This window comes from Streptomyces sp. NPDC107654, assembly GCF_055639035.1.
In genome coordinates this window covers 1-21769 of the sequence record NZ_JBVKBI010000012.1, presented here as the reverse complement: position 1 = coordinate 21769, position 21769 = coordinate 1, and the positions used below count along the sequence as shown (strand labels likewise).

Genomic DNA, 21769 nt, shown 5'->3' with positions numbered 1-21769 from the left:
CCGACGGGGAGGTGGGCCCGGCCCGTTCCCGCGTAATGTGCGGAGACATCCGATGTCTGGGCGACAGGAGACCGGCCGTGGCAGTCACCGACGAGGCGATCGAGAAGATCAAGGGCATGATCGTCTCCGGTGCGCTGCGGCCGGGCGACCGGCTGCCCAAGGAGAGTGAACTCGCCGCCGGGCTGGGCCTGTCCCGCAACTCCCTGCGGGAGGCCGTACGGGCGCTGTCGCTGATCCGGATCCTCGACGTCCGGCAGGGTGACGGCACGTATGTCACCAGCCTCGACCCGCAGCTGCTGCTGGAGGCGATGAGCTTCGTCGTGGACTTCCACCGCGACGACACCGTCCTGGAGTTCCTGGCGGTGCGCCGGATCCTGGAGCCGGCCGCGACCGCGCTGGCGGCCTCCCGGATCGGCGAGGACCAACTGGACGCGCTGGCCGCGCGGTTGGACGCGCTGGGCGCGCAGCCCTCGGCGGAGCAACTGGTCGCGGCCGACCTGGAGTTCCACCGGAGCATCGTGCAATGCGCCGGCAACTCGGTGCTGTGCTCCCTGCTGGACGGGCTGTCCGGGCCCGCCACGCGGGCGCGGGTCTGGCGGGGCCTCACCCGGGAGGACGCGGTCGGCCGCACCCTGCGCGAGCACCGGGCGATCCTGGGCGCGCTGCGCGACCGGGACGCGGAGGCGGCGCGCTCCTGGGCGACGGTGCACATCGCGAGCGTGGAGCAGTGGTTGCGCGGCACCCTGTGAGTGCGGCCGGGGACGCGGGGCCTCGCCGCTGACCGGGGGTGTTCGGGGCCCGGGAACGGGGCAGTGATCCGTTCACTCCCCCGTGCAAGGGGGCTGCGGGCGCCCCCGCCGGACGCCGTAAGGTTGGTGAGTCAAGCGAGGGCACGTCGGAAGGAGGCACTGGGTGATCGAGCTGGAGGGGGTTCCCGAGCTGATCGACCCAGTCATGGTGGCCGCGTTCGAGGGCTGGAACGATGCCGGTGACGCCGCCTCCACGGCGGTCGCGCATCTGGAACGCGAGTGGAAGGGCGAGGTGTTCGCGGCGCTGGACGCCGAGGACTACTACGACTTCCAGGTGAACCGCCCCACGGTGTTCATGGACGGCGGTGTGCGCAAGATCACGTGGCCGACGACGAGGCTGTCGGTGGTCCGTGTCGGCGGGGAGAAGCCCCGCGATCTGGTGCTGGTCCGCGGTATCGAACCGTCCATGCGCTGGCGTTCGTTCTGCAACGAGCTGCTCGGCTTCGCGCACGAGCTGGGCGTGGAGCTGGTGGTCGTCCTGGGCGCCCTGCTCGGAGACACCCCGCACACGCGTCCGGTGCCGGTCAGCGGGGTCACGTCCGACCCGGACCTGGCGCGCCGGATGAACCTGGAGGAGACCAAGTACGAGGGGCCGACGGGCATCGTCGGCGTCCTGCAGGAGGCGTGCACGCACGCGGGCGTCCCGGCGGTGTCGCTGTGGGCGGCCGTACCGCACTACGTCTCGCAGCCGCCCAACCCGAAGGCGACGCTGGCGTTGCTCAACCGGCTGGAGGACCTGCTGGACCTGCGGATCCCGCAGGGTGAGCTGCCCGAGGACGCGCGGGCCTGGCAGGTGGGCGTGGACCAGCTGGCGGCGGAGGACAGCGAGGTCGCCGAGTACGTCCAGACGCTGGAGGAGGCCCGGGACACCGCGGAGCTGCCGGAGGCGTCCGGCGAGGCGATCGCGCGGGAGTTCGAGCGGTATCTGCGGCGCCGGGACGTGGGCCCTCCGGGCGGGAAGCAGAGGCCTCCGGCCGGCGGCGGTGGCGGCCCCAGGGAGGATGACGAGGACGGCCCGGAGGACTGAGGCCGCACACGCCGGAGGGTACGGAGAAGGGGCGCTTCCCCGGTGGGAAGCGCCCCTTCCGCGTGTCGCCGGCGCCTCGTGCGGTGCCCCTGGGGGCCGTCGGGCGGCCGCGGGTGCGGCGGCGGCCGGTCGCCCGGTGCCCCGGACGGGGCGCCGCCCCCGCGGTGCCGTCTAGAGGGCCACTCCCAGCAGCGCGTCCACGGCACGTGTGACCACGCCGGGCGCACCCGTGTCCGTGCCGCCCTCCTGCTCCTGGCGGGCCGCCCAGCGGTCCACCGCCGCGAGCGCGGCGGGGGCGTCGAGGTCGTGGGACAGGGCCTCGCGGACCTCCTCGACCAGGGCGTCCGCCGTCGGGCCGTCGGGGCGGGAGACGGCCGCGCGCCAGCGGGCCAGGCGGGCTTCGGCGTCCTGGAGGACCTGGTCGGTCCACTCCCAGTCGGCGCGGTAGTGGTGGGCCAGCAGGGCCAGGCGGATGGCGGCGGGGTCGACGCCGTCACGGCGCAGCGCGGAGACGAAGACGAGGTTGCCCTTGGACTTGGACATCTTCTCGCCGTGCAGGGCGACCATGCCTGCGTGCACGTACGCCTTGGCCATGGGGAACTCGCCGGTGAGCACCTGGGCGTGCGAGGCGCCCATCTCGTGGTGCGGGAAGGCGAGGTCGGAGCCGCCGCCCTGGACGTCGAAGCCCATGCCGAGGTGGTCGAGGGCGATGGCCACGCACTCGATGTGCCAGCCGGGCCGGCCCCGGCCGAGGGTGCCGCCGTCCCAGCTGGGCTCGCCGGGCCGGGCCGCCATCCACAGCATCGGGTCGAGCGGGTTCTTCTTGCCCGGGCGGTCCGGGTCGCCGCCCCGCTCGGCGGACAGCAGCCGCATCGCGGCGGCGTCCAGGCGGGAGACCTTGCCGAAGTTCGGGTCGGCCTCGACGGAGAAGTAGATGTCGCCCTCCAGCTCGTAGGCCGCGCCGAGTTCACGCAGCCGCTCCACGAGCGGGACGATGCCGGGTATCGCCTCGACGGCGCCTATGTAGTGCTGCGGCGGGAGCATCCGCAGGGCGGTCATGTCCTCGCGGAAGAGGGCCGTCTCCTTCTCGGCGAGGGCGACCCAGTCGACGCCGTCCCGGTCCGCCCGCTGCAGCAGGGGATCGTCGACGTCGGTGACGTTCTGGACGTAGTGGACCTGCCGCTTGGTGTCGAGCCACACGCGCTGAACGAGGTCGAACGCGTTGTAGGTCGCCGCGTGACCCAGGTGGGTCGCGTCGTACGGCGTGATGCCGCAGACGTAGATGCGGGCGACGGGACCGGGGTCGAGGGTGACCAGACCGCCGGTCGCGGTGTCGTGGATCCTCAGGTCGCGGCCCTGACCAGGCAGGGCGGGGACCTCGGAAGCGGGCCAGGCATGCATGTACATGAGCCTAACCGGCGCCGAGCTGCGCGTACGAACGGGACCGGGCCGGATGGCCGGTTTCGCGTTCTTGTACCTCGGCGCCGGATGTGCTTACACGGGCGGCCAGGGGATGGCGGGCCACTCCCCGCTCGGCTCCGGATGCAGGCCGGAGGTGAGCAGCGCGTCGACACGCGCGCGCGTGGCGTCGATCTCGGCCGCCGTGATCAGTGCGGCCAGCCGCTCGCCCAGCGCCCCGTGCAGGCCGTGCCGCAGCTCCTTGAGGACCTCCACGGCGTCCGGGGCGAGGGGTTCCCCGGCCCAGCCCCACAGCAGCGTGCGCAGCTTGTTCTCGACGTTGAAGGTGACGCCGTGGTCGATGCCGTAGAGCCGGCCGTCGGCGGTGGGCAGCAGATGGCCGCCCTTGCGGTCGGCGTTGTTGATCACGGCGTCCAGGACGGCGAGCCGGCGCAGCCGCTCGTCGTCGGCGTGCACGAGGAGCGCGGTGCGGCCCTCGCCGACCTCGGCGAACCCGATGGCCTTCCAGCCGGGCTCCGGTTCCTCGCCGTCGACCAGGGCGAGCAGCTCGGCCTCGGCGTGGACGTCGATCCACAGCTGGCACATGCCCTCGCCGTAGGGCCCGTCGCGCAGCACGGTGGGCGGCACGAGCCCCCAGCCGGTGGCCTCGGAGACCTCGTAGGCGGCCACCTCGCGGCCGGCGAGGGTGCCGTCGGGGAAGTCCCACAGGGGGCGTTCGCCGGCCACGGGCTTGTAGACGCAGGAGGCTTCCCGGCCGTCCAGCGCGACCGTGCAGAACAGGGCCGCGTTGGACGCCTCGCGGATCCGGCCGCGCACGGTCAGCTCACCCCGCGCGAGCAGCTCGGCGGAGGACGGGCCGGCCTCCGCGGGGGCGGCCGTCACGCCCCGCGGCGGTATCCGTTCTGGCGCGGACATACGTGTCCTTCCGGATCGAGCGGGAGGCTGCACAGCGGGCACGGCGGCCGCCCGGCGTTGACGACGTCGAGGGCGCGCTTGGCGAAGGCCCGGGCCTGCGCGCCGGTCAGCCGGACCCGCAGCATCGGGGGTCCGTTCTCCTCGTCCTGGAGCAGCCGTTCCTCGGCCTCCGCGAGGTCCTCCTCGGTGTCGGCGTCCAGCTCCACCAGGGCCTGGGCCTCGACGATCATGCGCTGGTCCTCGCCGTCCCAGGCCAGCGCCATGGTGCCGACGCGGAACTCCTCCTCGACGGGGGTCTGGAGGGGCTCCGTGTCGGCGATCTCCGAGGGGGCCACGGCGGGGACCGCGGCGCTGCCGCCACTACGGCGTACGACCTCGTCCAGCAGTTCGTCCATGCGCTCGGCGAGCGCGGCGACCTGGGTCTTCTCCAGGACCACGCTGGTCACCCGGGGGCCTGCGGTGGCCTGGAGGAAGAACGTACGGCGCCCGGGCAGTCCGACCGTGCCGGCCACGAAGCGGTCCGGCTGGTCGTAGAGGAACACCTGACGGGACACGTCCTGTCTCCATTGATTTCGTGGTTTCGAGCGGTTCGGCGGTGCCGGCCGTGCGGATGCGCGACGGGGTGGGTCGCTTCACCCTACTGCGGCCGACGATCACGGTGCGCCCGCACCACCCCCGACCGGTGCGTCGCCGTCGCCGGGTTCCTCGCGCGGGGCGAGCGAAGCGAAGTCCCCGGTGTCCCCGAGGCGGACGAGGAACGGCCGCAGGCGGGTGTGGCGGATGACGGTGACGGAGCAGGGCTCGACGGAGATCCGCTGGAAGAGGTCGAGGTGGAGGCCGAGGGCGTCGGCGACGAGCGCCTTGATGATGTCGCCGTGGGAGCACATGAGGTAGACGGCGTCGGCACCGTGTTCCCGCTCCACGCGCGCGTTCCACTCGCGTACGGCCTCGGCGGCGCGGCTCTGCATGGCCCGCATGGACTCCCCGCCGGGGAAGGCGGCGGCGGACGGGTGGGCCTGGACGACCTCCATCAGCGGCTCGTCCTTCAGCTCGGCGAGCTTGCGGCCGGACCAGTCGCCGTAGTCGCACTCCCCGATCCGCTCCTCGGTGTGGCAGCGCAGGCCGGGGCGGGCCTGGAGCAGCGGCTGTACGGTCTCCTGGCAGCGCTGGAGGGGGCTGGTGACGACCTCGGAGATCGGCAGGGCGGCGAGCCGTGCGGGCAGGGCGGCGGCCTGACAGGCGCCGCGCTCGTCCAGGGCGACGCCGGGCGTCCGCCCGGCGAGCACTCCGGAGGTGTTGGCGGTGGACCGTCCGTGCCTGACGAGGATCAGCGTGGGCATGCGGACCAGGGTAGGCGCACCGTCCGGTGCGCCGGTGGTCGGGCGAAGGGAGAATGCGCAGCGTGATCATGGACTGCGCCGTCTACCGGCATGGACACCGCACCGAGGGACCGGAGGACCTGTCGGACGCGCTCGCCGAGGCACGAGCGGCGGGCGGGTTCGTGTGGATCGGGTTGTACGAGCCGTCGGAACGGGAGTTCGACCTGGTCACCGACGAGTTCGGGCTGCATCCGCTGGCCGTGGAGGACGCCTTGAAGGCGCATCAGCGGCCGAAGCTGGAGGTGTACGACGACTCGCTGTTCATGGTGCTGAAACCGGTCGTGTACGAGGCCGACAGCGACACCGTCTCGGCCGGCGAGGTGATGGTGTTCGTCGGTGACTCCTTCGTGGTGACCGTCCGGCACGGGGACGGGGCGCCGCTGGCGGCCGTGCGGCGCCGGCTGGAGGAGGAGCCGGAGATGCTCGACAAGGGGCCCACCGCCGTGCTGTACGCGATCGCCGACGCCACCGTGGACCACTACCTGGAGGTGGCGACGGAGCTGCAGACCGACCTGGACGAGCTGGAGGCGGAGGTGTTCCAGCCGGAGACCGGCACCTCCCGCAACACCGCGTCCCGGATCTACACCTTCAAGCGGCAGGTCCTGGAGTTCCGCCGGGCCACCGGACCGCTGACGGTCCCGCTGACCCGGCTGGCCGGCAACGGCCCGCTCGGCGGCGCGGTGCCGTTCGTGCACGACGAGGCGCGGCCCTTCTTCCGGGACGTGGGCGACCACCTCACGCGCGTGAACGAGTCCGTGGAGGGCCTGGACCGGCTGGTGTCGGACATCCTGTCGGCCCACCTGGCGCAGATGAGCGTGCGGCAGAACGACGACATGCGGAAGATCTCGGCGTGGGCGGCGATGGCCGCGGTGCCCACGATGATCGCGGGGATCTACGGCATGAACTTCGACCACATGCCGGAGCTGCACTGGGTGGCGTCGTACCCGGCGGTGATCGTGCTGATGGCGGTGCTGGAGGTGCTGCTGTACCGGCTGTTCAAGCGGCGCGGCTGGCTGTGATCCCCGGGCGCGCGTCCTACGCGAGCCCGGGGGCCGGGACCGCCGGTCCGCCGAGGGCGTCGCGGTGTTCGGGCATGCGCAGGCCGACCATGCGGTGCCAGCCGACGAGGCGTTCGTAGGCGTAGACGGCGTGGATGCCGGCCGCGAGCAGCGCCGACCTGGCCCGGGACCAGCCGAGGATGCGGCCCATGCGGGCCATGACGGCGAGGCTGACGTCCCGGTGGACGCGGATCTCGGCGAGCGCGCACGCGCGCAGGGTGCGCTGGATCAGCCGGCCGTGCCCGGCGGCGGCGAGGCGCAGCAGTTCCTCGTGGGTGTAGGCGAGGTGGTTGTCCTCGTCGCGGGAGATCGCGCGGACGGCCCGGCCGATGTCGGGGTGGCCCGCGAAGTGCTTGAGCAGCAGTCGCATCTGCTCGCAGGCGCGCTGTTCGGTGACCCTGCTGTGCGCGAGGTAGACGACGATGTCCCGCTCGGTGAGCGGCTCGTCCCGCCTGAGCCTGTCGTGGGCGAGACCGATGCCGTCGCGTTCCAGGAGCATGGTGTAGTCGGTCTCGGGCGGTACGGGTACGGGGGTGAGCCCCCGTTTCCTCAGCAGGGAGGTGAAGATGCGGCCGTGTTTGTCCTCGTCGGCGCCGTGACGGGCGATCCTGGGGGCCAGGGCGAGCCGGCTCCGCGGGACCAGGGCGGCGATCCGTCCGTTCTCCCAGCCGCCCTGGGCCTCTCCTCCGGCGGCGATGGAGCAGAAGAGCCGGAAGGACTCGTCGTGGGCGAGGATCTCCCGGAACAGGCTCTTGGCCGACAGCATGGGCGCCACCTCTCCGCAGCGGTTCCACGGGGTTTCCGCAAAGAACGAGTCAAACGAGTCAAATGCGGACGAACCTGAGCCGCAACAGGGGTGCGGGGCCGCTCGGCCGAAAGAAGGACGGCGGGGGTCGTAACCGCGCGGCTCCGGGCGCGTTGTTCCCCGTGACGGCCGTGGCGGGGAAGACCCCCGAGCCCCCACCACGGCCGCGGAAACCCCCCTTACGCGAGCCCGGCACGCTCCAGGGCCTCGCTGCCGGCGCGCAGGGAGGCGAGCCGCTCCTCCAGCGTGAAGCCGGCCGGGGACAGGCTGAGGGTGGTGACGCCGGCGTCGGCGTAGGCCTTCATCCGGTCGGCGATCCGGTCGACGGAGCCCAGCAGGGTGGTGCGGTCGATGAGGTCCTGCGGGATCGCGGCGGCGGCTCCCTCCTTGTCCCCGGACAGGTACTTCCGCTGGATCTCGGCGGCCTCCTTCTCGTATCCCATGCGCTGCGCGAGCTGGTTGTAGAAGTTCTGCCGGGCGCTGCCCATGCCGCCGACGTACAGCGCGGTGTACGGGCGGAAGACGTCGGCGAGCCGGGAGACGTCCTTGTCGTCGCCGAGGGCGATCGGCAGGGTCGGGCACACGTCGAAGCCGTCCAGCGTCAGACCGGCCTTCTCCCGGCCCGCGCGCAGGTGCTTCATCGTGGTCTCCCCCAGGTGCTCGGCGGAGGGGAAGATGAGCAGGGCGCCGTCGGCGATCTCGCCGGTCTGCTCCAGGTTCTTCGGACCGATCGCGGCGATGTACAGCGGGATGTGCTCGCGCTGCGGGTGCACGGTCAGCCTGATCGGCTTGCCCGGGCCGCCGGGCAGCGGCAGCGTCCAGTGCTCGCCCTCGTACGTCAGCCGCTCCCGGGTCATCGCCCGGCGGACGATCTCCACGTACTCGCGGGTGCGGGCCAGCGGCTTGTCGAACTTCACGCCGTACCAGCCCTCGGAGACCTGCGGGCCGGAGACGCCGAGGCCGAGCCGGAAGCGGCCGCCGGAGAGCGAGTCCAGCGTGGCCGCGGTCATCGCGGTCATCGCGGGCTGCCGGGCCGGGATCTGGAAGATGGCCGAGCCGACGTCGATGCGCTCGGTCCGGGCCGCGACCCAGCTGAGCACCGTGGCCGCGTCGGAGCCGTAGGCCTCGGCGGCCCAGCACACCGCGTAGCCCAGCCGGTCGGCCTCCTGCGCCACGGCCAGGTTGTCGCCGTCCATTCCGGCACCCCAGTAGCCGAGGTTGATCCCGAGCTGCATGGCCGATTCCCCTTACCCGTGAGTAACGTGCCTGTCGTGGCAGACCTTAGCGCGGCGGCCTGCGCGGGGGCACCCATCCGGCGTGGCCACGTCACCCCGCCCCCACCAGCCGATCCGGTTGTCCACAGGCAACCCACCGCACCGGTTCTGGCCAGTAATCTCGCGGACATGGAGCAGAGGCATCTCGGCCGGACCGGCCTGCGCGTGTCCCGGATCGGACTCGGCACCCTCACCTGGGGGCGGGACACCGACGAGCACGACGCGGCGGACATGCTGAAGGCGTTCTGGGAGGCCGGCGGCACCCTGGTCGACACCGCCGACGTGTACGGCCACGGGGAGGCGGAGTATCTGCTCGGACGCCTCATGGACGGCCTGGTACCGCGCCATGACCTGGTCGTCTCCACCAAGGCGGGCAGCATCCCCGACCCGGACCGCCGCTTCGACGGCTCCCGCGGCCATCTGCTCGCCGCGCTCGACGCCTCCCTGGCCCGCCTGGGCACGGACCACGTGGACGTGTGGCACGTCCACGCCTACGACCCCGACACCCCGCTGGAGGAGACGCTGCACGCCCTCGACCTCGCGGTGAGCAGCGGCCGGGCCCGCTACGCGGGCGTCTCCAACTTCTGCGGCTGGCAGCTGGCCAAGGCGGCCACCTGGCAGCTCGCCGCGCCGGGCGCCCGCACCCGGCTGGCCAGCACGCAGATGGAGTACTCGCTGTTGCAGCGGGGCGTGGAGCGGGAGGTGCTGCCGGCCGCGCTCGACCTGGGCGTGGGCCTGCTGCCCTCCTCCCCGCTCGGCCGGGGCGTGCTGACCGGAAAGTACCGGCACGCCACTCCCCCGGACTCGCGCGGCGCCTCCGAGCACCTGGCGCCGTTCGTGGAGCCGTACCTGGACGACACGGCGACCCGGATCGTGGACGCGGTGACCACGGCCGCCGACGGGCTCGCCGTGACCCCGCTGCAGGTGGCCCTCGCCTGGGTCCGGGACCGGCCCGGAGTGGCCGCGCCGATCGTCGGTGCGCGCAACGCGCAGCAGCTCACGGCGGCGTTGTCAGTGGAGGCCCTTAGTCTTCCTGACGAGATCTGCCGGGCGCTGGACGATGTGTCGGCGCCCGTGCACCGCTATCCCGATCACGACTGGAGCACGCTGTGAGCACGGAGCCGGAGACCACGGAGAAAGCCGGGCCGGGGACGCCGGACACCCGTGAGCCCCACGGGACCCCGGGCCGGGGGGCTGACGGGGGCGCCGCGGCCGAGGGGGTCGAGACCGCCGGGGGCATGGAGGCCTCCGGGGCTGCCGGGACTGCTGCCGGGGGCAGGGCGGCTGCCGGGGGCGCGGCCGGGGCGGCTGCCGAGAGCGCCGAGACGGCTGAGGGCGCGGACGCCGTGCAAGACTCCGGCGCTGCCGACGGGCCGGTGGCCGCCAAGGGCGCGGAGGCCCCGGGCACCGCCGAGGGCGCGGAGGCCCCGGGCACCGCCGAGGGCGCGGAGAGCCCGGGCGGTGCGGAGGTTTCCGGAGGAGCGGGGAGGGCCGGCAACGTGGACGCCGGCAGCACCACGGACGCCGCCGACGGCGCGACGGGCGCCGACAGCCCGGTCAGCGCCGAGGGCGCGGAGAGCCCGGGTGGTGCGGAGGCTTCCGAAGAGGTGGTCAGCCCCGCCGACGTGGACGCCACCGGTACCACGGATGTCGCCGGGGGCGCGGCGGACGCCGACGGCCCCGGCACCGCGGAGGGTGCGGAGAGCCGGGGTGATGCGGAGGCCTCCGGAGGAGCGGCGAACCCCGGCAACGTGGACGCCGACGGCACCGCGGACGTAGGCGAGGGCGCGGCGGGTGCCGGTGGGGGTGGCACTGACGGTGGCGACGGGGCCGGGGAGTTGTCCGAGGCGGAGGCCGAACTGGCCGCGCAGCGGCTTGAGCGGGAGCGGATCGAGCGGCGCAAGGCCGAGAAGCCGGGCCCGATCGACAGCGGCGGCAAGCTGAGTGGCAAGGCCGCCGACCTGCTCGCGGCGATCCGGGCCGTGGAGAGCGGCGAGAAGCCGGTGGCCGCGGTGTTCGCGGAGCCCGCGCCGGCCCCGCGCCGCACCGCCCCGGAACCGGTGCGCAGGCCCCGGCCGGCCCCCGCGCCGGCCGTGCCCACCGGCCCCGCACCGCGGACCGTCGACGCCGTACGCCGCGTGCTGGCCGAGGGCGGCGCGCCCGAGGCCCTGGCCCCCCAGGTCGCCGCGGCCCTCGGCGAGGGCGCCGACACCGCGCTCCGGGAGGACCCCTGGCAGCTGCTCCGGGTCGGCGGCGTACGGCCGGAGCAGGCCGACGGCTTCGCCCGGGCGCTGCTCGGCGCCGCCTGCGGCCCGGACGACGAGCGGCGGGGCCGCGCGATGACCGTCTGGCTGCTGGAGCAGGCGGCCGTGGCCGGGCACACCGCACTGGACCTGCCCGCGCTCACCGCGGCGCTGGGCCGGCAGGGCGTGCCGGATCCGGACGCGGCCGTGCAGGACGCGCTCGCCGAGGGCGAGGCACTCGTCTTCCAGGACGCTCTGGAGGAGCCCGGCGCCCCCGCGGCCCAGGAGACCGACGAGGAGGAACAGGCGCGGCCGGTCCGGGTCCTCGTCGGCCTGGAGCGGTACGCACTGGCCGAGGAGAGCCTCGCCGACGGCCTGGCCCGCCTGGTCAACTCCCCGGCCACGGAGGCCGGGCAGGACTGGGGGACGGTCGCCGCCGGGCTGTCCGGCGGTGCGGCCGAACTGGCGCGCGCGGTCGCCGGGCACGCCCTCGTGCTGCACACCGGCGGGGAGGCGGCCCGCGCCGAACCGGCCGCGCTGCTCGGGGCCGCCCGCGCCGCGGGCCTGAGGGCCTTCGCCGTCTGCCACGCGCCGGACGGGTGCCGGCGCCTGGCCGAGCGGCTGGGCGGGGAGCCGGCGGAGCGGGGCGTGGGCACGGTCGCCGGGCTGCTGTCCGGCGTCGAGGGCCCGGGCCGGGACGCGGACGGCGCCCTGGAACTCGACCTGCTGATCGTGCTGGACGCGCCCCAGCTGGACGTGGAGAGCGCCGCGATGCTGGTGGAGTCGCTGCCCGACGGGGCCCGGCTGGTGCTCAGCGGCGATCCGGGGGTGCTGTGGTCGGCCGGTCCGGGCCGGGTCTTCGCCGACCTGCTCGCGGCCCGGGTCTGCCCGCAGACGGCCTCCCGCGTCCCGGACCCCGGTCCGCTCGGCGAGCTGGTCTCCGGCATCGGCGTCGGCGAGCTGAACCAGGTCGACGCCCCCGGCAAGGAGCTCGTCATCGTGCCGGTGCGGGACGCGGCCGAGGCCGTGCACCGCACGGTGCAGCTGGTCGCGGACTCGGTGCCGCGAGCGCTCGGCGTCCCGGCCGACCAGACCGTGGTGATCACCCCGGGCCACGGCGGGGCCGCGGGCACCCGCGCCCTCAACTCCGCCCTGAAGGAGCGCCTCAATCCCGGCCCCGGCCGGTTCGGCGGCTTCGACCCCGGCGACCGGGTCGCCCACTCCCCCGCGCCGGGGCGCACGGTCCCCGGTGTGGTGGTGAAGGCCGACGCCGACGGGCTGCACCTGTCGTGCGCCGGCGCCCCCGTCGTCGTACCCCGGGAGCGGGTGGAGGGCAGCGTCCGGCACGGGTGGGCGCTGACCGCGCACCAGGCGGTGGGCGCCCGCTGGCCCGCGGCGGTCGTGGTCCTGCCCGGCGACGCGGTGCAGGTGCTCAGCCGGCCGTGGGTGTACACGGCGTTCGGCCGGGCGGAGCGGCACCTGTCCGTGGTGCACGGGGTGGAACAGGCCCTGCCGAAAGCGGTCGCGGAGATCCCCGCCAAGCCCCGCACGACCCGTCTGCAGACGCTGCTGCGCACGCAGGGCGCCTGACCCCTTCCGCACCCGCCCGCCCCGCGTCCGCGTCCGCGTCCGCGTCCGGCGGTGCCGTACCGGCCCCAGGGCCCCTACGGCACCGCCGTCACCCTTGTGTCCCGGCTACTTGTCGGCGTCGAGGGGGGCCGACTCCCCGTCCCCGTCCTCGACGTCCTCCGACTCCGCTCCCTCGTCCTCGTCGTCCTCGCCGTCTTCGTCTTCGTCCTCGACGAACTCCAGGTCGTCGTCCCCGTCCTCACCGTCGGAGACGTCGTCGTCGAAGACCGCGCTCACATCGAACCGGCACACCACCTGCTGCGCGTCGGCGTGCTCGAACGGTGCCTCCAGCCACTCCCCGGCCTCGGGCGGTTCCTCCGCCGCGGTGACCCAGAGCGTGGAGTCGCCCTCCTCCAGGCCGAACTCCTTGTGCCGGGAGGCGATCTCGTCCGGTTCGAACTCGCCGAAGAGGATGCCGAGCGCCCCGGGTACGGTCCCGGCGACAGCGTCCTCGTCCGTGCCGTCGTCGTACTCGGCGGCCTCCACGCGCTGGGCCTGCGCCAGCAGCCGCTGAGGTTCGGTGACGGTGTAGTCGCGGCGGATCAGCACACTGATCGCGTGGGGTTCCTCCGGGCCCGCGTACGGCGGCAGCGTGTCCTCCGCACCGGGGATCTCGAAGGGGGTGACCTCGTCGTAGCGGTCGTAGAGCAGCTCGTCGTACGCCTCGGCGGCAGCGGCCAGCTGGTTGAACGCCTCGGAGACGGCCGGGTCGTCCTCCCCCGACCTGCGTTCGACCGCGGCCAGATGACGGTCGAGCGCGGTCTTGACGGCCTCGGCGGCGGCGCGTACCTCGGCAGCGGTGGGCTGCGCAGCATCAGACATAGTGCAGACGCTATCCGTACCGGGCACCAGCCCGCACAATAGATGCGATGCCGGAATACGAATTTGTCGACGTGTACGTGCCTCGCGGGGTCTCCCGCAAGGAGGCCACACGTCTGCTGACGGACCATGCCGAGTACGGACACTGGGAGTTGGACCGACTGAGCCTGTTGCGCGACGGCAGCCGCAGGGTGCGGTTGCGCCGGCGGATCATCCGCCAGGTGCGTGCCACGTGGTGAGTCCGGACAGTGACCGGACGTGACGGAGCGGGCCCCGCCGGCATGGCAGGGCCCGCTCCGTTTTCCGCTCAGGCCGCGGCCCGGGCCTTGCGGTAGATCACCGCGCCCGCGAGCAGCGCGCCCGCGCCGGCCGGCAGCGCGAGGCCGAGCGGCACGTCACTGCCCGTGTGGGCGAGCTGGGCGTTGCCCAGGGGCTGGGCGGAGCGGCCCGTCTGCGCCGTGACGTGGGACGAGTCGTGACCGGTGGAGCCGGTGCCGGGGTGGGTGCCGGTGCCTGGGTGGCCCGGGTGGCCCGGCTTGCCGGGGTGGCCCGGAGTTCCGGGGGTGCCCGGTTTGCCCGGCTGACCGGGGTGGCCAGGCTGACCGGGGTGCCCGGGCTCGCCCGGATGACCAGGGTGCCCGGGGTGACCAGGGTGGCCGGGGTGGCCCGGCTTTCCGGGCTGGTTGCCGTACCCGCCCTCGTTCGCGCAGTCGTTCCCCGTCGTGGCGTTGCCCGCGCCGATGACGTCGACGCTGTTGCCGCACACGTTCACCGGGACGTCGATCGGCACCTGGACGGTGTTGCCGGAGCCGACGCCCGGCGAGCCGCCGGTGTGGCCGCCCGCGTGGGCGCCGCCGGAGCCGCTGTGGCCGCCCCCCGTGGAAGCGCCCGAAGTGCCCCCGGGGTGGGCGCACTTGTTGCCCACCGACGGGTTGAGCAGTCCGACCACGTTCACGGTGTTGCCGCAGATGTTCACGGGTGCGTGCACCGGCGCCTGCACCGTGTTGCCGGACAGTACGCCGGGCGAACCCCCGGCGCTGCCCGCCGCGCCCGCGTCGGCGTGGGCGTAGCCGCCCGCCGCGGCGATCACGCCGGTCGCCGCCGCCATGGTCATCAGGCCTTTGCGCGTGCCCTGTCGCATGCTGAATTCCCCCCTGCCTTCCATCTCTTCGCTCGTGAAAGACCGGTCGGCCTCGGAGCGCATGGCGCGCGCTCCGAGGCCGACGGCTCGTTAAAAGGACGCCCCTCAGGGAGCCGGCGTCACTTGTTGACGCAGGCGTTGCCGAAGGCGGGGTTCAGGAGCCCGATCACGTTGATCGTGTTGCCGCACACGTTCACCGGGACGTGCACGGGCACCTGGATGACGTTGCCGGACGCCACGCCCGGGGAGTGCACGGCGGCACCCTGGGCACCGGAGTCGGCGACGGCGAGGCCCGCACCCGCGAGAACCAGCCCACCGGTGGCAGCCGCAGCAGCGACGATCTTCTTGATCATTCTTCCTCCTAGTTGACAATGCGACCCCAAGGCGCGGGATCACATCAGCTGTAACGAGGAGCAACTGATGAAGCTACGAACCGATCGTCGCATTCACCCTTCTCAGGAGGTGTCGTACGGCTGCCCGAATGGCTGGGGGCAGAGCGTCACGACGCGTCGATGAACCGGTCGAGCACCCGCACGCCGAACTGCAGGCCGTCCACCGGTACCCGCTCGTCCACGCCGTGGAACATGCCGGCGAAGTCCAGCTCCGGGGGCAGCTTGAGCGGGGCGAAGCCGAAGCCGCGGATGCCGAGGTCGTCGAAGGACTTGGCGTCGGTGCCGCCGGACAGCATGTACGGGATCGCCTTGGCGGTCGGGTCCTCGGCGAGCAGCGCGGACTGCATCGCGTCGACCAGGGCGCCGTCGAAGCTGGTCTCCAGCGCCTTGTCGGAGTGGACGTCCTCGCGGCGGACCTTCGGGCCGAGCAGCCGGTCGAGGTCGGCGAGGAACTCCTCCTCGTGGCCGGGCAGGAAGCGGCCGTCGATGTGGGCGGTGGCCTCGCCAGGGATGACGTTGACCTTGTAGCCGGCGCCCAGCTGGGTGGGGTTGGCGGTGTTGCTCAGGGTCGCGCCGATCAGCTTGGCGATACCGCCGAGCTTGGCGATGGTGGCCTCCATGTCCTCCGGGTCCAGCTCGGTGCCGAGCGCGTCGCCCAGTTCGTCGAGGAAGGCGCGGGTGGTCTTGGTGACCCGCACCGGGAACCGGTGGCGGCCGACCCGGGCGACGGCCTCGGACAGCTCGGTGATGGCGTTGTCCCGGTGGATCATCGAGCCGTGCCCGGCGGTGCCGGCCACGGTCAGCTTCATCCAGTGCATGCCCTTCTCGGCCGTCTGGATCAGGTACAGCCGCCGCTGGTCGTTCACGGTGAAGGAGAAGCCGCCGACCTCGCTGATCGCCTCGGTGACGCCCTCGAACAGCTCGGGGTGGTGGTCGACCAGGTGGCGGGCGCCGTAGGTGCCGCCGGCCTCCTCGTCGGCGAGGAAGGCGACCACGATGTCCCGCGGGGGCCGGCGCCCGCTGCGCAGCCGGTCGCGGACGACCGCCAGCGTCATGGCGTCCATGTCCTTCATGTCGACGGCCCCGCGGCCCCACACACAGCCGTCGGCGATCTCCCCGGAGAAGGGGTCGTGGGTCCAGTCGACCGCGTTGGCCGGTACGACGTCCAGGTGGCCGTGGATGAGCAGCGCGGGCCGGGACGGGTCCTCGCCCTCGATGCGGGCCACCGTGGAGGCGCGGCCGGGGTGCGACTCGTAGATCTTCGGCTCCAGGCCGACCTCGGCGAGCTTCTCGGCGACCCACTCGGCGGCCCTGCGCTCGCCCGGGCCGGAGTGGTCGCCGTAGTTGCTGGTGTCGAACCGGATCAGCTCGCGGCAGAGGTCCACCACCTCGTCCTCGCCGGTGACGCTCCTGGCCGTGTCCGTCTCGCTCACGTGCTTCCTCCCGCTGTCACTGCTGATGGTCCCGCCACTGCCGGGGTCCTCCTCATCCTCCCTCCGGCCCCGCCCCGGACCCAAGACCGGGCCCGGCCTGTGACACGCCGTTCACGCGCGACCGGCTCCGGGGACGGGGGGTGATCAGCCACCTCGGAAAGCCTGGTAATGTTTCCTTCGTCGCCGCGAGGGAAACCCCGCCGAAAAGGGGAAACCTCGCACGACAGACACCTTGTCCGGGTGGCGGAATGGCAGACGCGCTAGCTTGAGGTGCTAGTGCCCTTTATCGGGCGTGGGGGTTCAAGTCCCCCCTCGGACACCAGCAAGGCCCCTGCTTCGGCAGGGGCTTTTCGCGCGCCCGGGCCCGGCTCCCTAGACTTGTGGAGTGGCCCGGGCCAACGACGAGGTCGAGGCGATCCTGCGGGAGTACGCCGACCTCATCGCGATCACCGGAGGCGATGCCTTCAAGGCACGCGCCTACGAGAAGGCGGCGCGGGCGATCGGGGGGTATCCGGCGGACGTCTCGACGCTGGACGCCGAGGGGTTGCGGGAGATCCCGAACGTGGGACGGTCGATCGCCGACAAGGTGGCCGAGTACCTGCGCACCGGGAGGATGGCGGTGGTGGAGGAGCGCCGGGCCAGGATCCCCGCCGGGGTGCGGGAGCTGATCGCGATCCCGACCCTGGGGCCGAAGAAGGCGCTGCGGCTCTACGAGGATCTGCACATCTCGTCGGTGAGCGAGCTGGCCGCGGCCGTCGAGGCGGACGCGCTGGCGGATCTGAAGGGCTTCGGCGAGAAGACGCAGGACAACATCCGGCACGGCATCGAGCTGCTGCGGCGGGCGGGCGCGCGGGTGCCGCTGGCGACGGCACTGGACACCGCCGAGGAGATCGTCGCGGAGCTGTCCGGGGTGACGGGCTGCGAGCGCTGCGCGTACGCGGGTTCGCTGCGCCGGATGCGGGAGACCGTGGGCGATCTGGACGTGCTGGTCGCGGCGCGGCGGTCGGCGCCGTTCATGGACGCGCTGTGCGGGCTGCCGGTGACCGCGGAGGTGATCGCGCGGGGCACGAAGAAGACGTCGGTGCGCACCGGTACGGGGCTCCAGGTCGATCTGCGGGTGGTGCCGCCGCGGTCGTGGGGCGCGGCGATGCAGTACTTCACCGGGTCGAAGGCGCACAACATCCGCACCCGGACCCTCGCGGTCCGCCAGGGGCTGAAGCTGTCCGAGTACGGCGTGTTCGACAGCGGGAGCGGGGAGTCGGTCGCGTCCCGCAGCGAGGAGGAGGTGTACGCGCGGCTCGGGCTGCCGTGGATCCCGCCGACGCTGCGCGAGGACCGCGGGGAGATCGAGGCGGCGCTGCACGGCGGGCTGCCGGAGGTGGTGCGCGAGCGGGACATCCGGGGCGACCTGCACACGCACACCGATCTCACGGACGGTCTGGCCTCGCTGGAGGCGATGGTGGAGGCGGCCGCCGCGCGTGGTCACGCGTACTACGCGGTCACCGACCACGCGCCCGACCTGTACATGCAGCGCATGACGGACGAGAAGATCCTCGCCCAGCGGGAGCGGTTGCGGGAGCTGGACGGCATCCGGCGCCGGATGCGGCTGCTGCACGGCACGGAGCTGAACATCGGTCCGGACGGGGAGGTGGACTGGCCGGAGGAGTTCCTGGCGGGGTTCGATCTGTGCGTGGCCTCGCTGCACTCGCACTTCGACCTGGGCCGCGAGGCGATGACGCGGCGTCTGGTGCGGGCCTGCGAGAACCCGTACGTCAACATCATCGGGCATCCCACGACCCGGCTGATCGGAAAGCGGCCGGGGGTCGACGCGGACTGGGACGAGGTGTTCGCGGCGTGCGCGCGCACCGGTACCGCGCTGGAGGTCAACGCCCAGCCGGACCGGCTGGACCTGTGCGACGAGGACATCCTGCGGGCCCGGGAGCACGGGGTGCGGTTCGCCGTGAACACCGACGCGCACTCCGTCCCGCACCTCGCGCAGCTGCGTTACGGGGTGGGCACGGCGCAGCGCGGCTGGCTCACCGCGGAGGATGTGATCAACACCTGGCCGCTGACCCGGCTGCGCCGGTTCCTGCGCAAGGGCGGGCGCGCCTGAGGACTCAGCTCGGCGGCCGTACCGTCAGCGTGCCGTCGGCGGCGGGCACGACCCGGGTGCCGAGGGGGCGGGCGTGTTCGTCGAGGACGGTGCGCAGCCAGGCGGAGTCCTCGGCCGGTGCGTGTTCCAGGCGCAGCCGGCGTGCCCGGAGCGGCACCATCCGCAGGCCGGTCAGCCGGCCGGTGCCGGCCTCGACGGACACCAGGTACAGCAGGCGCAGGTCGTCGCGGTAGCGCGGGTGGCCGCCGATGCCCTCGTAGTCGTCGACGAGGTCGCCGCAGCCGTACAGGACGAGCCGGTCCCGGTAGATCTCCGGCGGGCGCGGATGGTGGGAGGAGTGCCCGTGGACAAGGTCGGCGCCCGCGTCGATCAGCGCGTGGGCGAAGCGGACCTCGGCGCGGGAGGGGGTGTAGCCCCAGTTGGGGCCCCAGTGGACGGAGGCGACGACGAGGTCGCCGGGCTGCCGTCCCATCCGCCGCAGGCGGTCGGCGAAGTCGGTGGCGGCGGCCGTGGTGGGCGCGGTGACGAGGGCGACGCCGGGCCGTTCGGCGGTGGCGGCCCAGCCGTGCGGGATGCCGCTGGAGGGCATCCCGAAGGCGAGCACGAGAACGCGTGCGTCCGGCCGCAGCGGGACGGTGGCCGGGCGCCACGCCTCCCGCGCGTCCCGGCCGGCGCCGGCGGTGCGCAGCCCGGCCGAGGCGAGGGAGTCCAGCGTCTCCCGGAGGCCCGCGGGGCCGAAGTCGAGGACGTGGTTGTTGGCGAGGACGCAGACGTCGGGGCGGACCGCGGCGAGGCAGGGCAGGTTGTCGGGGTGCATCCGGTAGTGGACGGCCTTGCCGGGGGCGAAGGTGCCGTCGCGGGTCACGGCGGTCTCCAGGTTGATCACCCGTACGTCCGGTGCGGCCCGCTCCAGGACGGTGAGTGCCTCGCCCCAGGGCCAGGCGGGGTCCGCGGGCCGGGGTACGGGTCCGTTCGCGGCCTCGGCCAGGGCGACGTAGTCCCGGGCGTCGCGGACGTGGTCCTCCCGCAGGGCCGGGTCGCCGGGGTGCGGCAGGATCTGGTCGACGCCCCGGCCGAGCATGACGTCACCGGCGAGGAACACGGTGACGGTCTTCCGGCGCATGGCCGCGGGACTACACGTGCGCGGGTGCCATGTGGTCCGTGAACCAGTCACGTGCCAGGTCGGTCACCCGTTCCAGCGCGCCGGGCTCCTCGAAGAGGTGGGTGGCGCGGGGGACGATCTCCAGCCGGTTCTCGCAGGGGAGCCGGGTCTGTGCCTCCCGGTTGAGTTCGAGGACCAGTGGGTCGGCGCCGCCGACGACGAGCAGGGTGGGTGCCGTCACCTCGGCGAGCCGGGGTCCGGCGAGGTCGGGCCGGCCGCCGCGGGAGACGACGGCGGCGGGCCGCGCGTCGGGCTCGGCGGCGGCCCAGAGCGCGGCGGCGGCGCCGGTGCTGGCGCCGAAGTAGCCGAGGGCGAGCCCCTCGGCGTCGGGTTCCGCGCGCAGCCGGCGGGTGGCGGCGAGCAGGCGGCCGGCCAGCAGGGCGATGTCGAAGACGTTGTCCCGGTCGGCCTCCTCGGCGTCGGTGAGCAGGTCGAACAGCAGGGTGCCGAGCCCGGCCCGCTGCAGTCCCTCGGCGACGAACCGGTTGCGTGGGCTGTGCCGGCTGCTGCCGCTGCCGTGGGCGAAGACGACGACGCCGGTGGCGCCGTCGGGCAGGGTGAGCCGTCCGCCCAGCCGGGTGCCGCCGGCGGTCACGGTCACCTCGCGGTCGGTGGAGCGGGCGCCCGCGGTGTGCCGGTGGCGGCTCGCGGCCCGGCGCAGGCAGGCGGTGACCTCCTCGTCCTCGACCTGGGTGAAGTCGCCGTAGAACTGGCCGACGGCGGCGAAGTCCCACGGGTTCTCCAGGCAGACCAGGTCGTCGGCGTCCCCGCCGAGGCGCCGGGTGAAGTCGAGGGGGGCCACGGGGACGGCCAGGACGATGCGGGCCGCGCCGCGGGCGCGGGCGATGCGGCAGGCGGCCCGTGCGGTGGAGCCGGTGGCGACGCCGTCGTCCACGACGACGGCGGTCCGCCCGGCGACGGAGACCGGGGGTGTCGCTCCGCGGTAGCGCGCGGCCCGGTCGTGCAGCACCCGGCGCTCGCGTTCCTCGACCCGGTGGAGGTCGTCCGGCGAGACGCCGGTCCCGCGCAGCACCTCCTGGTTGATGACGCGGACGCCGTCCTCGCCGATCGCCCATGCCCAGTTCGGGCTGGTAGGGCACGCCGAGTTTCCGTACCAGGCAGACGTCCAGGGGGGCGTCGAGCGCCGCGGCGACCTCGGCGGCGACCGGTACGCCTCCCCGGGGCAGTCCGAGCACCACCACGTCCCGGCCCCTGAGGTGCTCCAGGCGTTCGCCCAACCGCCGTCCTGCTTCGAGGCGGTTCCTGAACACGGTGGCCTCCTTCACTCCCGGGGCAGCCAGAGCGGTGCCGGGCCGTCCGTGTCGGCGGCTCCCGTCGCCTTCATGTCGCCGTCGGCGGCGCGCAGCAGCATGCGGCCCATGGCGATGAGGGCGCGTCCGGCGGCGAGTTCGTCGCCGATCTCCGCGCTCGCCTGGTCGTAGGGGTTGCGGCGGGCCTCCGCGTGGCTCTCCAGGACGTTGTCGCCGGTGTCGAGGATGATCCGGGCGGTGGTGTCCGGATCGTGCTCGGACAGGTACAGGTTCAGCCGCCACTCCTTGACGGCGGGAGGACGGCTGCTCATCGGTCCGGTCATCGTCCGGTTCACCTCCCGGGCTGCGCCGCGCTGCTCTTCCACTGTGCACCCGGCCCGGGGCGGACGCCTCCCCCGCTCCGGGCAGAATGGGGCCATGACCTCGCGCACCTGCCCCTGCGGGCTCCCTGGGACCTACGACGCCTGCTGCGGGCGTTTCCACGCGGGGGCCGCCGCCGCGCCGACCGCGGAGCTGCTGATGCGGTCGCGGTACAGCGCGTTCGTGCGGGGGGACGCGGGGTACCTGCTGCGCACCTGGCATCCGCGGACCCGGCCGGAGCGGCTGGACCTGGACCCGCGGATGCGGTGGACGGGGCTGGAGATCCTGGACACCCGCGACGGGACCGCCTTCCACGGCACGGGCTCGGTGACGTTCCGCGCCTCCTACCGGGGCGGTTCGCTGCACGAGCGGAGCCGGTTCGAGCGGGTGGACGGGGCGTGGGTGTACGTGGACGGGGAGTTCCTCGACTAGGACTTGTCCGGCCGATCATGTGACTACTCCGCACCCGTGTCGTTGATGTGGACATGGGGCGGGGCGATCTGACGGATGCCGAGTGGGA

At 73.7% G+C, this 21769-nt stretch carries 20 protein-coding genes, 1 tRNA gene and 1 pseudogene; 9 read left to right on the top strand and 13 right to left on the bottom strand.

What is annotated here, in order from left to right; genetic code table 11:
* Positions 1-77: 77 nt before the first annotated feature.
* Together ACZ7N4_RS21785 and ACZ7N4_RS21780 are read left to right on the top strand one after the other, a co-directional pair.
* Positions 78-749 (top strand): FadR/GntR family transcriptional regulator, encoded by a 672-nt coding sequence (locus ACZ7N4_RS21785; protein ID WP_471360067.1) that lies wholly within the window; start codon positions 78-80, stop codon positions 747-749.
* Positions 750-912: 163 nt separating this feature from the next.
* Positions 913-1836: a PAC2 family protein gene (locus tag ACZ7N4_RS21780; protein ID WP_471360065.1), complete on the top strand. Its 924-nt coding sequence runs from the start codon at positions 913-915 to the stop codon at positions 1834-1836.
* A gap of 171 nt (positions 1837-2007) precedes the next feature.
* Here the strand turns inward: ACZ7N4_RS21780 and mshC are convergent, their stop codons facing one another.
* The 4 genes from mshC to ACZ7N4_RS21760 form a co-directional block, all read right to left on the bottom strand.
* The gene (gene mshC, locus ACZ7N4_RS21775) at positions 2008-3237 is read right to left on the bottom strand and encodes a cysteine--1-D-myo-inosityl 2-amino-2-deoxy-alpha-D-glucopyranoside ligase (RefSeq protein WP_471360063.1); all 1230 of its coding nucleotides are present in this window, start codon (positions 3235-3237) and stop codon (positions 2008-2010) included.
* 93 nt (positions 3238-3330) lie between these two features.
* Positions 3331-4170 (bottom strand): SCO1664 family protein, encoded by an 840-nt coding sequence (locus ACZ7N4_RS21770; RefSeq protein ID WP_471360061.1) that lies wholly within the window; start codon positions 4168-4170, stop codon positions 3331-3333.
* Positions 4134-4724 (bottom strand): DUF3090 domain-containing protein, encoded by a 591-nt coding sequence (locus tag ACZ7N4_RS21765; RefSeq protein ID WP_471360059.1) that lies wholly within the window; start codon positions 4722-4724, stop codon positions 4134-4136. Before ACZ7N4_RS21765 ends, ACZ7N4_RS21770 begins: the two co-directional genes overlap by 37 nt.
* A 99-nt stretch (positions 4725-4823) precedes the next feature.
* Entirely contained in the window at positions 4824-5510 is a 687-nt protein-coding gene (locus ACZ7N4_RS21760; protein ID WP_471360058.1) for a histidine phosphatase family protein, read from the bottom strand.
* Between the two features lie 62 nt (positions 5511-5572).
* Between ACZ7N4_RS21760 and corA the strand changes: the two genes are divergently transcribed.
* Positions 5573-6568, top strand: coding sequence for a magnesium/cobalt transporter CorA (corA, locus tag ACZ7N4_RS21755; protein ID WP_471360481.1), 996 nt, complete (start codon positions 5573-5575; stop codon positions 6566-6568).
* A gap of 16 nt (positions 6569-6584) precedes the next feature.
* Here the strand turns inward: corA and ACZ7N4_RS21750 are convergent, their stop codons facing one another.
* The gene (locus ACZ7N4_RS21750; RefSeq protein ID WP_471360056.1) at positions 6585-7373 is read right to left on the bottom strand and encodes a ferritin-like domain-containing protein; all 789 of its coding nucleotides are present in this window, start codon (positions 7371-7373) and stop codon (positions 6585-6587) included.
* Between the two features lie 218 nt (positions 7374-7591).
* A complete protein-coding gene (locus ACZ7N4_RS21745) occupies positions 7592-8647 on the bottom strand; it encodes an LLM class F420-dependent oxidoreductase (RefSeq protein ID WP_471360054.1) in 1056 nt (351 codons plus the stop codon).
* Between the two features lie 168 nt (positions 8648-8815).
* On the opposite strand from ACZ7N4_RS21745, the gene ACZ7N4_RS21740 reads away from it, so the two are divergent.
* Together ACZ7N4_RS21740 and ACZ7N4_RS21735 are read left to right on the top strand one after the other, a co-directional pair.
* The gene (locus ACZ7N4_RS21740; protein WP_471360052.1) at positions 8816-9799 is read left to right on the top strand and encodes an aldo/keto reductase; all 984 of its coding nucleotides are present in this window, start codon (positions 8816-8818) and stop codon (positions 9797-9799) included.
* Positions 9796-12519, top strand: a complete 2724-nt coding sequence (locus ACZ7N4_RS21735; protein ID WP_471360050.1) for a helix-hairpin-helix domain-containing protein — start codon at positions 9796-9798, stop codon at positions 12517-12519. Before ACZ7N4_RS21740 ends, ACZ7N4_RS21735 begins: the two co-directional genes overlap by 4 nt.
* 105 nt (positions 12520-12624) lie before the next feature.
* Here ACZ7N4_RS21735 and ACZ7N4_RS21730 read toward each other — a convergent pair whose 3' ends face one another.
* Positions 12625-13380 (bottom strand): hypothetical protein, encoded by a 756-nt coding sequence (locus tag ACZ7N4_RS21730; RefSeq protein ID WP_471360048.1) that lies wholly within the window; start codon positions 13378-13380, stop codon positions 12625-12627.
* A gap of 47 nt (positions 13381-13427) precedes the next feature.
* On the opposite strand from ACZ7N4_RS21730, the gene ACZ7N4_RS21725 reads away from it, so the two are divergent.
* The gene (locus ACZ7N4_RS21725; protein WP_014671721.1) at positions 13428-13616 is read left to right on the top strand and encodes a DUF5703 family protein; all 189 of its coding nucleotides are present in this window, start codon (positions 13428-13430) and stop codon (positions 13614-13616) included.
* A 68-nt stretch (positions 13617-13684) separates the two neighbouring features.
* Here ACZ7N4_RS21725 and ACZ7N4_RS21720 read toward each other — a convergent pair whose 3' ends face one another.
* From ACZ7N4_RS21720 to ACZ7N4_RS21710, 3 genes are all read right to left on the bottom strand, one after another.
* Positions 13685-14518: a chaplin gene (locus ACZ7N4_RS21720; RefSeq protein WP_471360046.1), complete on the bottom strand. Its 834-nt coding sequence runs from the start codon at positions 14516-14518 to the stop codon at positions 13685-13687.
* 119 nt (positions 14519-14637) lie between these two features.
* Positions 14638-14871, bottom strand: a complete 234-nt coding sequence (gene chpH, locus ACZ7N4_RS21715; RefSeq protein WP_471360044.1) for a chaplin ChpH — start codon at positions 14869-14871, stop codon at positions 14638-14640.
* 146 nt (positions 14872-15017) lie between these two features.
* Positions 15018-16343 carry a M20/M25/M40 family metallo-hydrolase gene (locus ACZ7N4_RS21710; protein ID WP_471360042.1) on the bottom strand — a complete coding sequence of 442 codons (1326 nt, stop codon included), beginning with the start codon at positions 16341-16343 and terminating at the stop codon, positions 15018-15020.
* A 234-nt stretch (positions 16344-16577) separates the two neighbouring features.
* Here ACZ7N4_RS21710 and ACZ7N4_RS21705 point away from each other — a divergent pair.
* Positions 16578-16665, top strand: a tRNA-Leu gene (locus ACZ7N4_RS21705).
* A gap of 63 nt (positions 16666-16728) precedes the next feature.
* A complete protein-coding gene (gene polX, locus ACZ7N4_RS21700; protein WP_471360040.1) occupies positions 16729-18456 on the top strand; it encodes a DNA polymerase/3'-5' exonuclease PolX in 1728 nt (575 codons plus the stop codon).
* 4 nt (positions 18457-18460) lie between these two features.
* Here the strand turns inward: polX and ACZ7N4_RS21695 are convergent, their stop codons facing one another.
* From ACZ7N4_RS21695 to ACZ7N4_RS21685, 3 genes and pseudogenes are all read right to left on the bottom strand, one after another.
* A complete protein-coding gene (locus ACZ7N4_RS21695; RefSeq protein WP_471360038.1) occupies positions 18461-19579 on the bottom strand; it encodes a CapA family protein in 1119 nt (372 codons plus the stop codon).
* Between the two features lie 10 nt (positions 19580-19589).
* Positions 19590-20889 (bottom strand): annotated as a pseudogene (locus tag ACZ7N4_RS21690) (phosphoribosyltransferase family protein).
* A gap of 11 nt (positions 20890-20900) precedes the next feature.
* Positions 20901-21200 carry a dsRBD fold-containing protein gene (locus ACZ7N4_RS21685; protein ID WP_471360037.1) on the bottom strand — a complete coding sequence of 100 codons (300 nt, stop codon included), beginning with the start codon at positions 21198-21200 and terminating at the stop codon, positions 20901-20903.
* Between the two features lie 106 nt (positions 21201-21306).
* Here ACZ7N4_RS21685 and ACZ7N4_RS21680 point away from each other — a divergent pair, with 106 nt between their 5' ends.
* On the top strand, positions 21307-21681 hold the full coding sequence (locus ACZ7N4_RS21680; protein WP_471360035.1) for a YchJ family protein: 375 nt from the start codon (positions 21307-21309) through the stop codon (positions 21679-21681).
* The last annotated feature ends 88 nt before the right edge of the window (positions 21682-21769 follow it).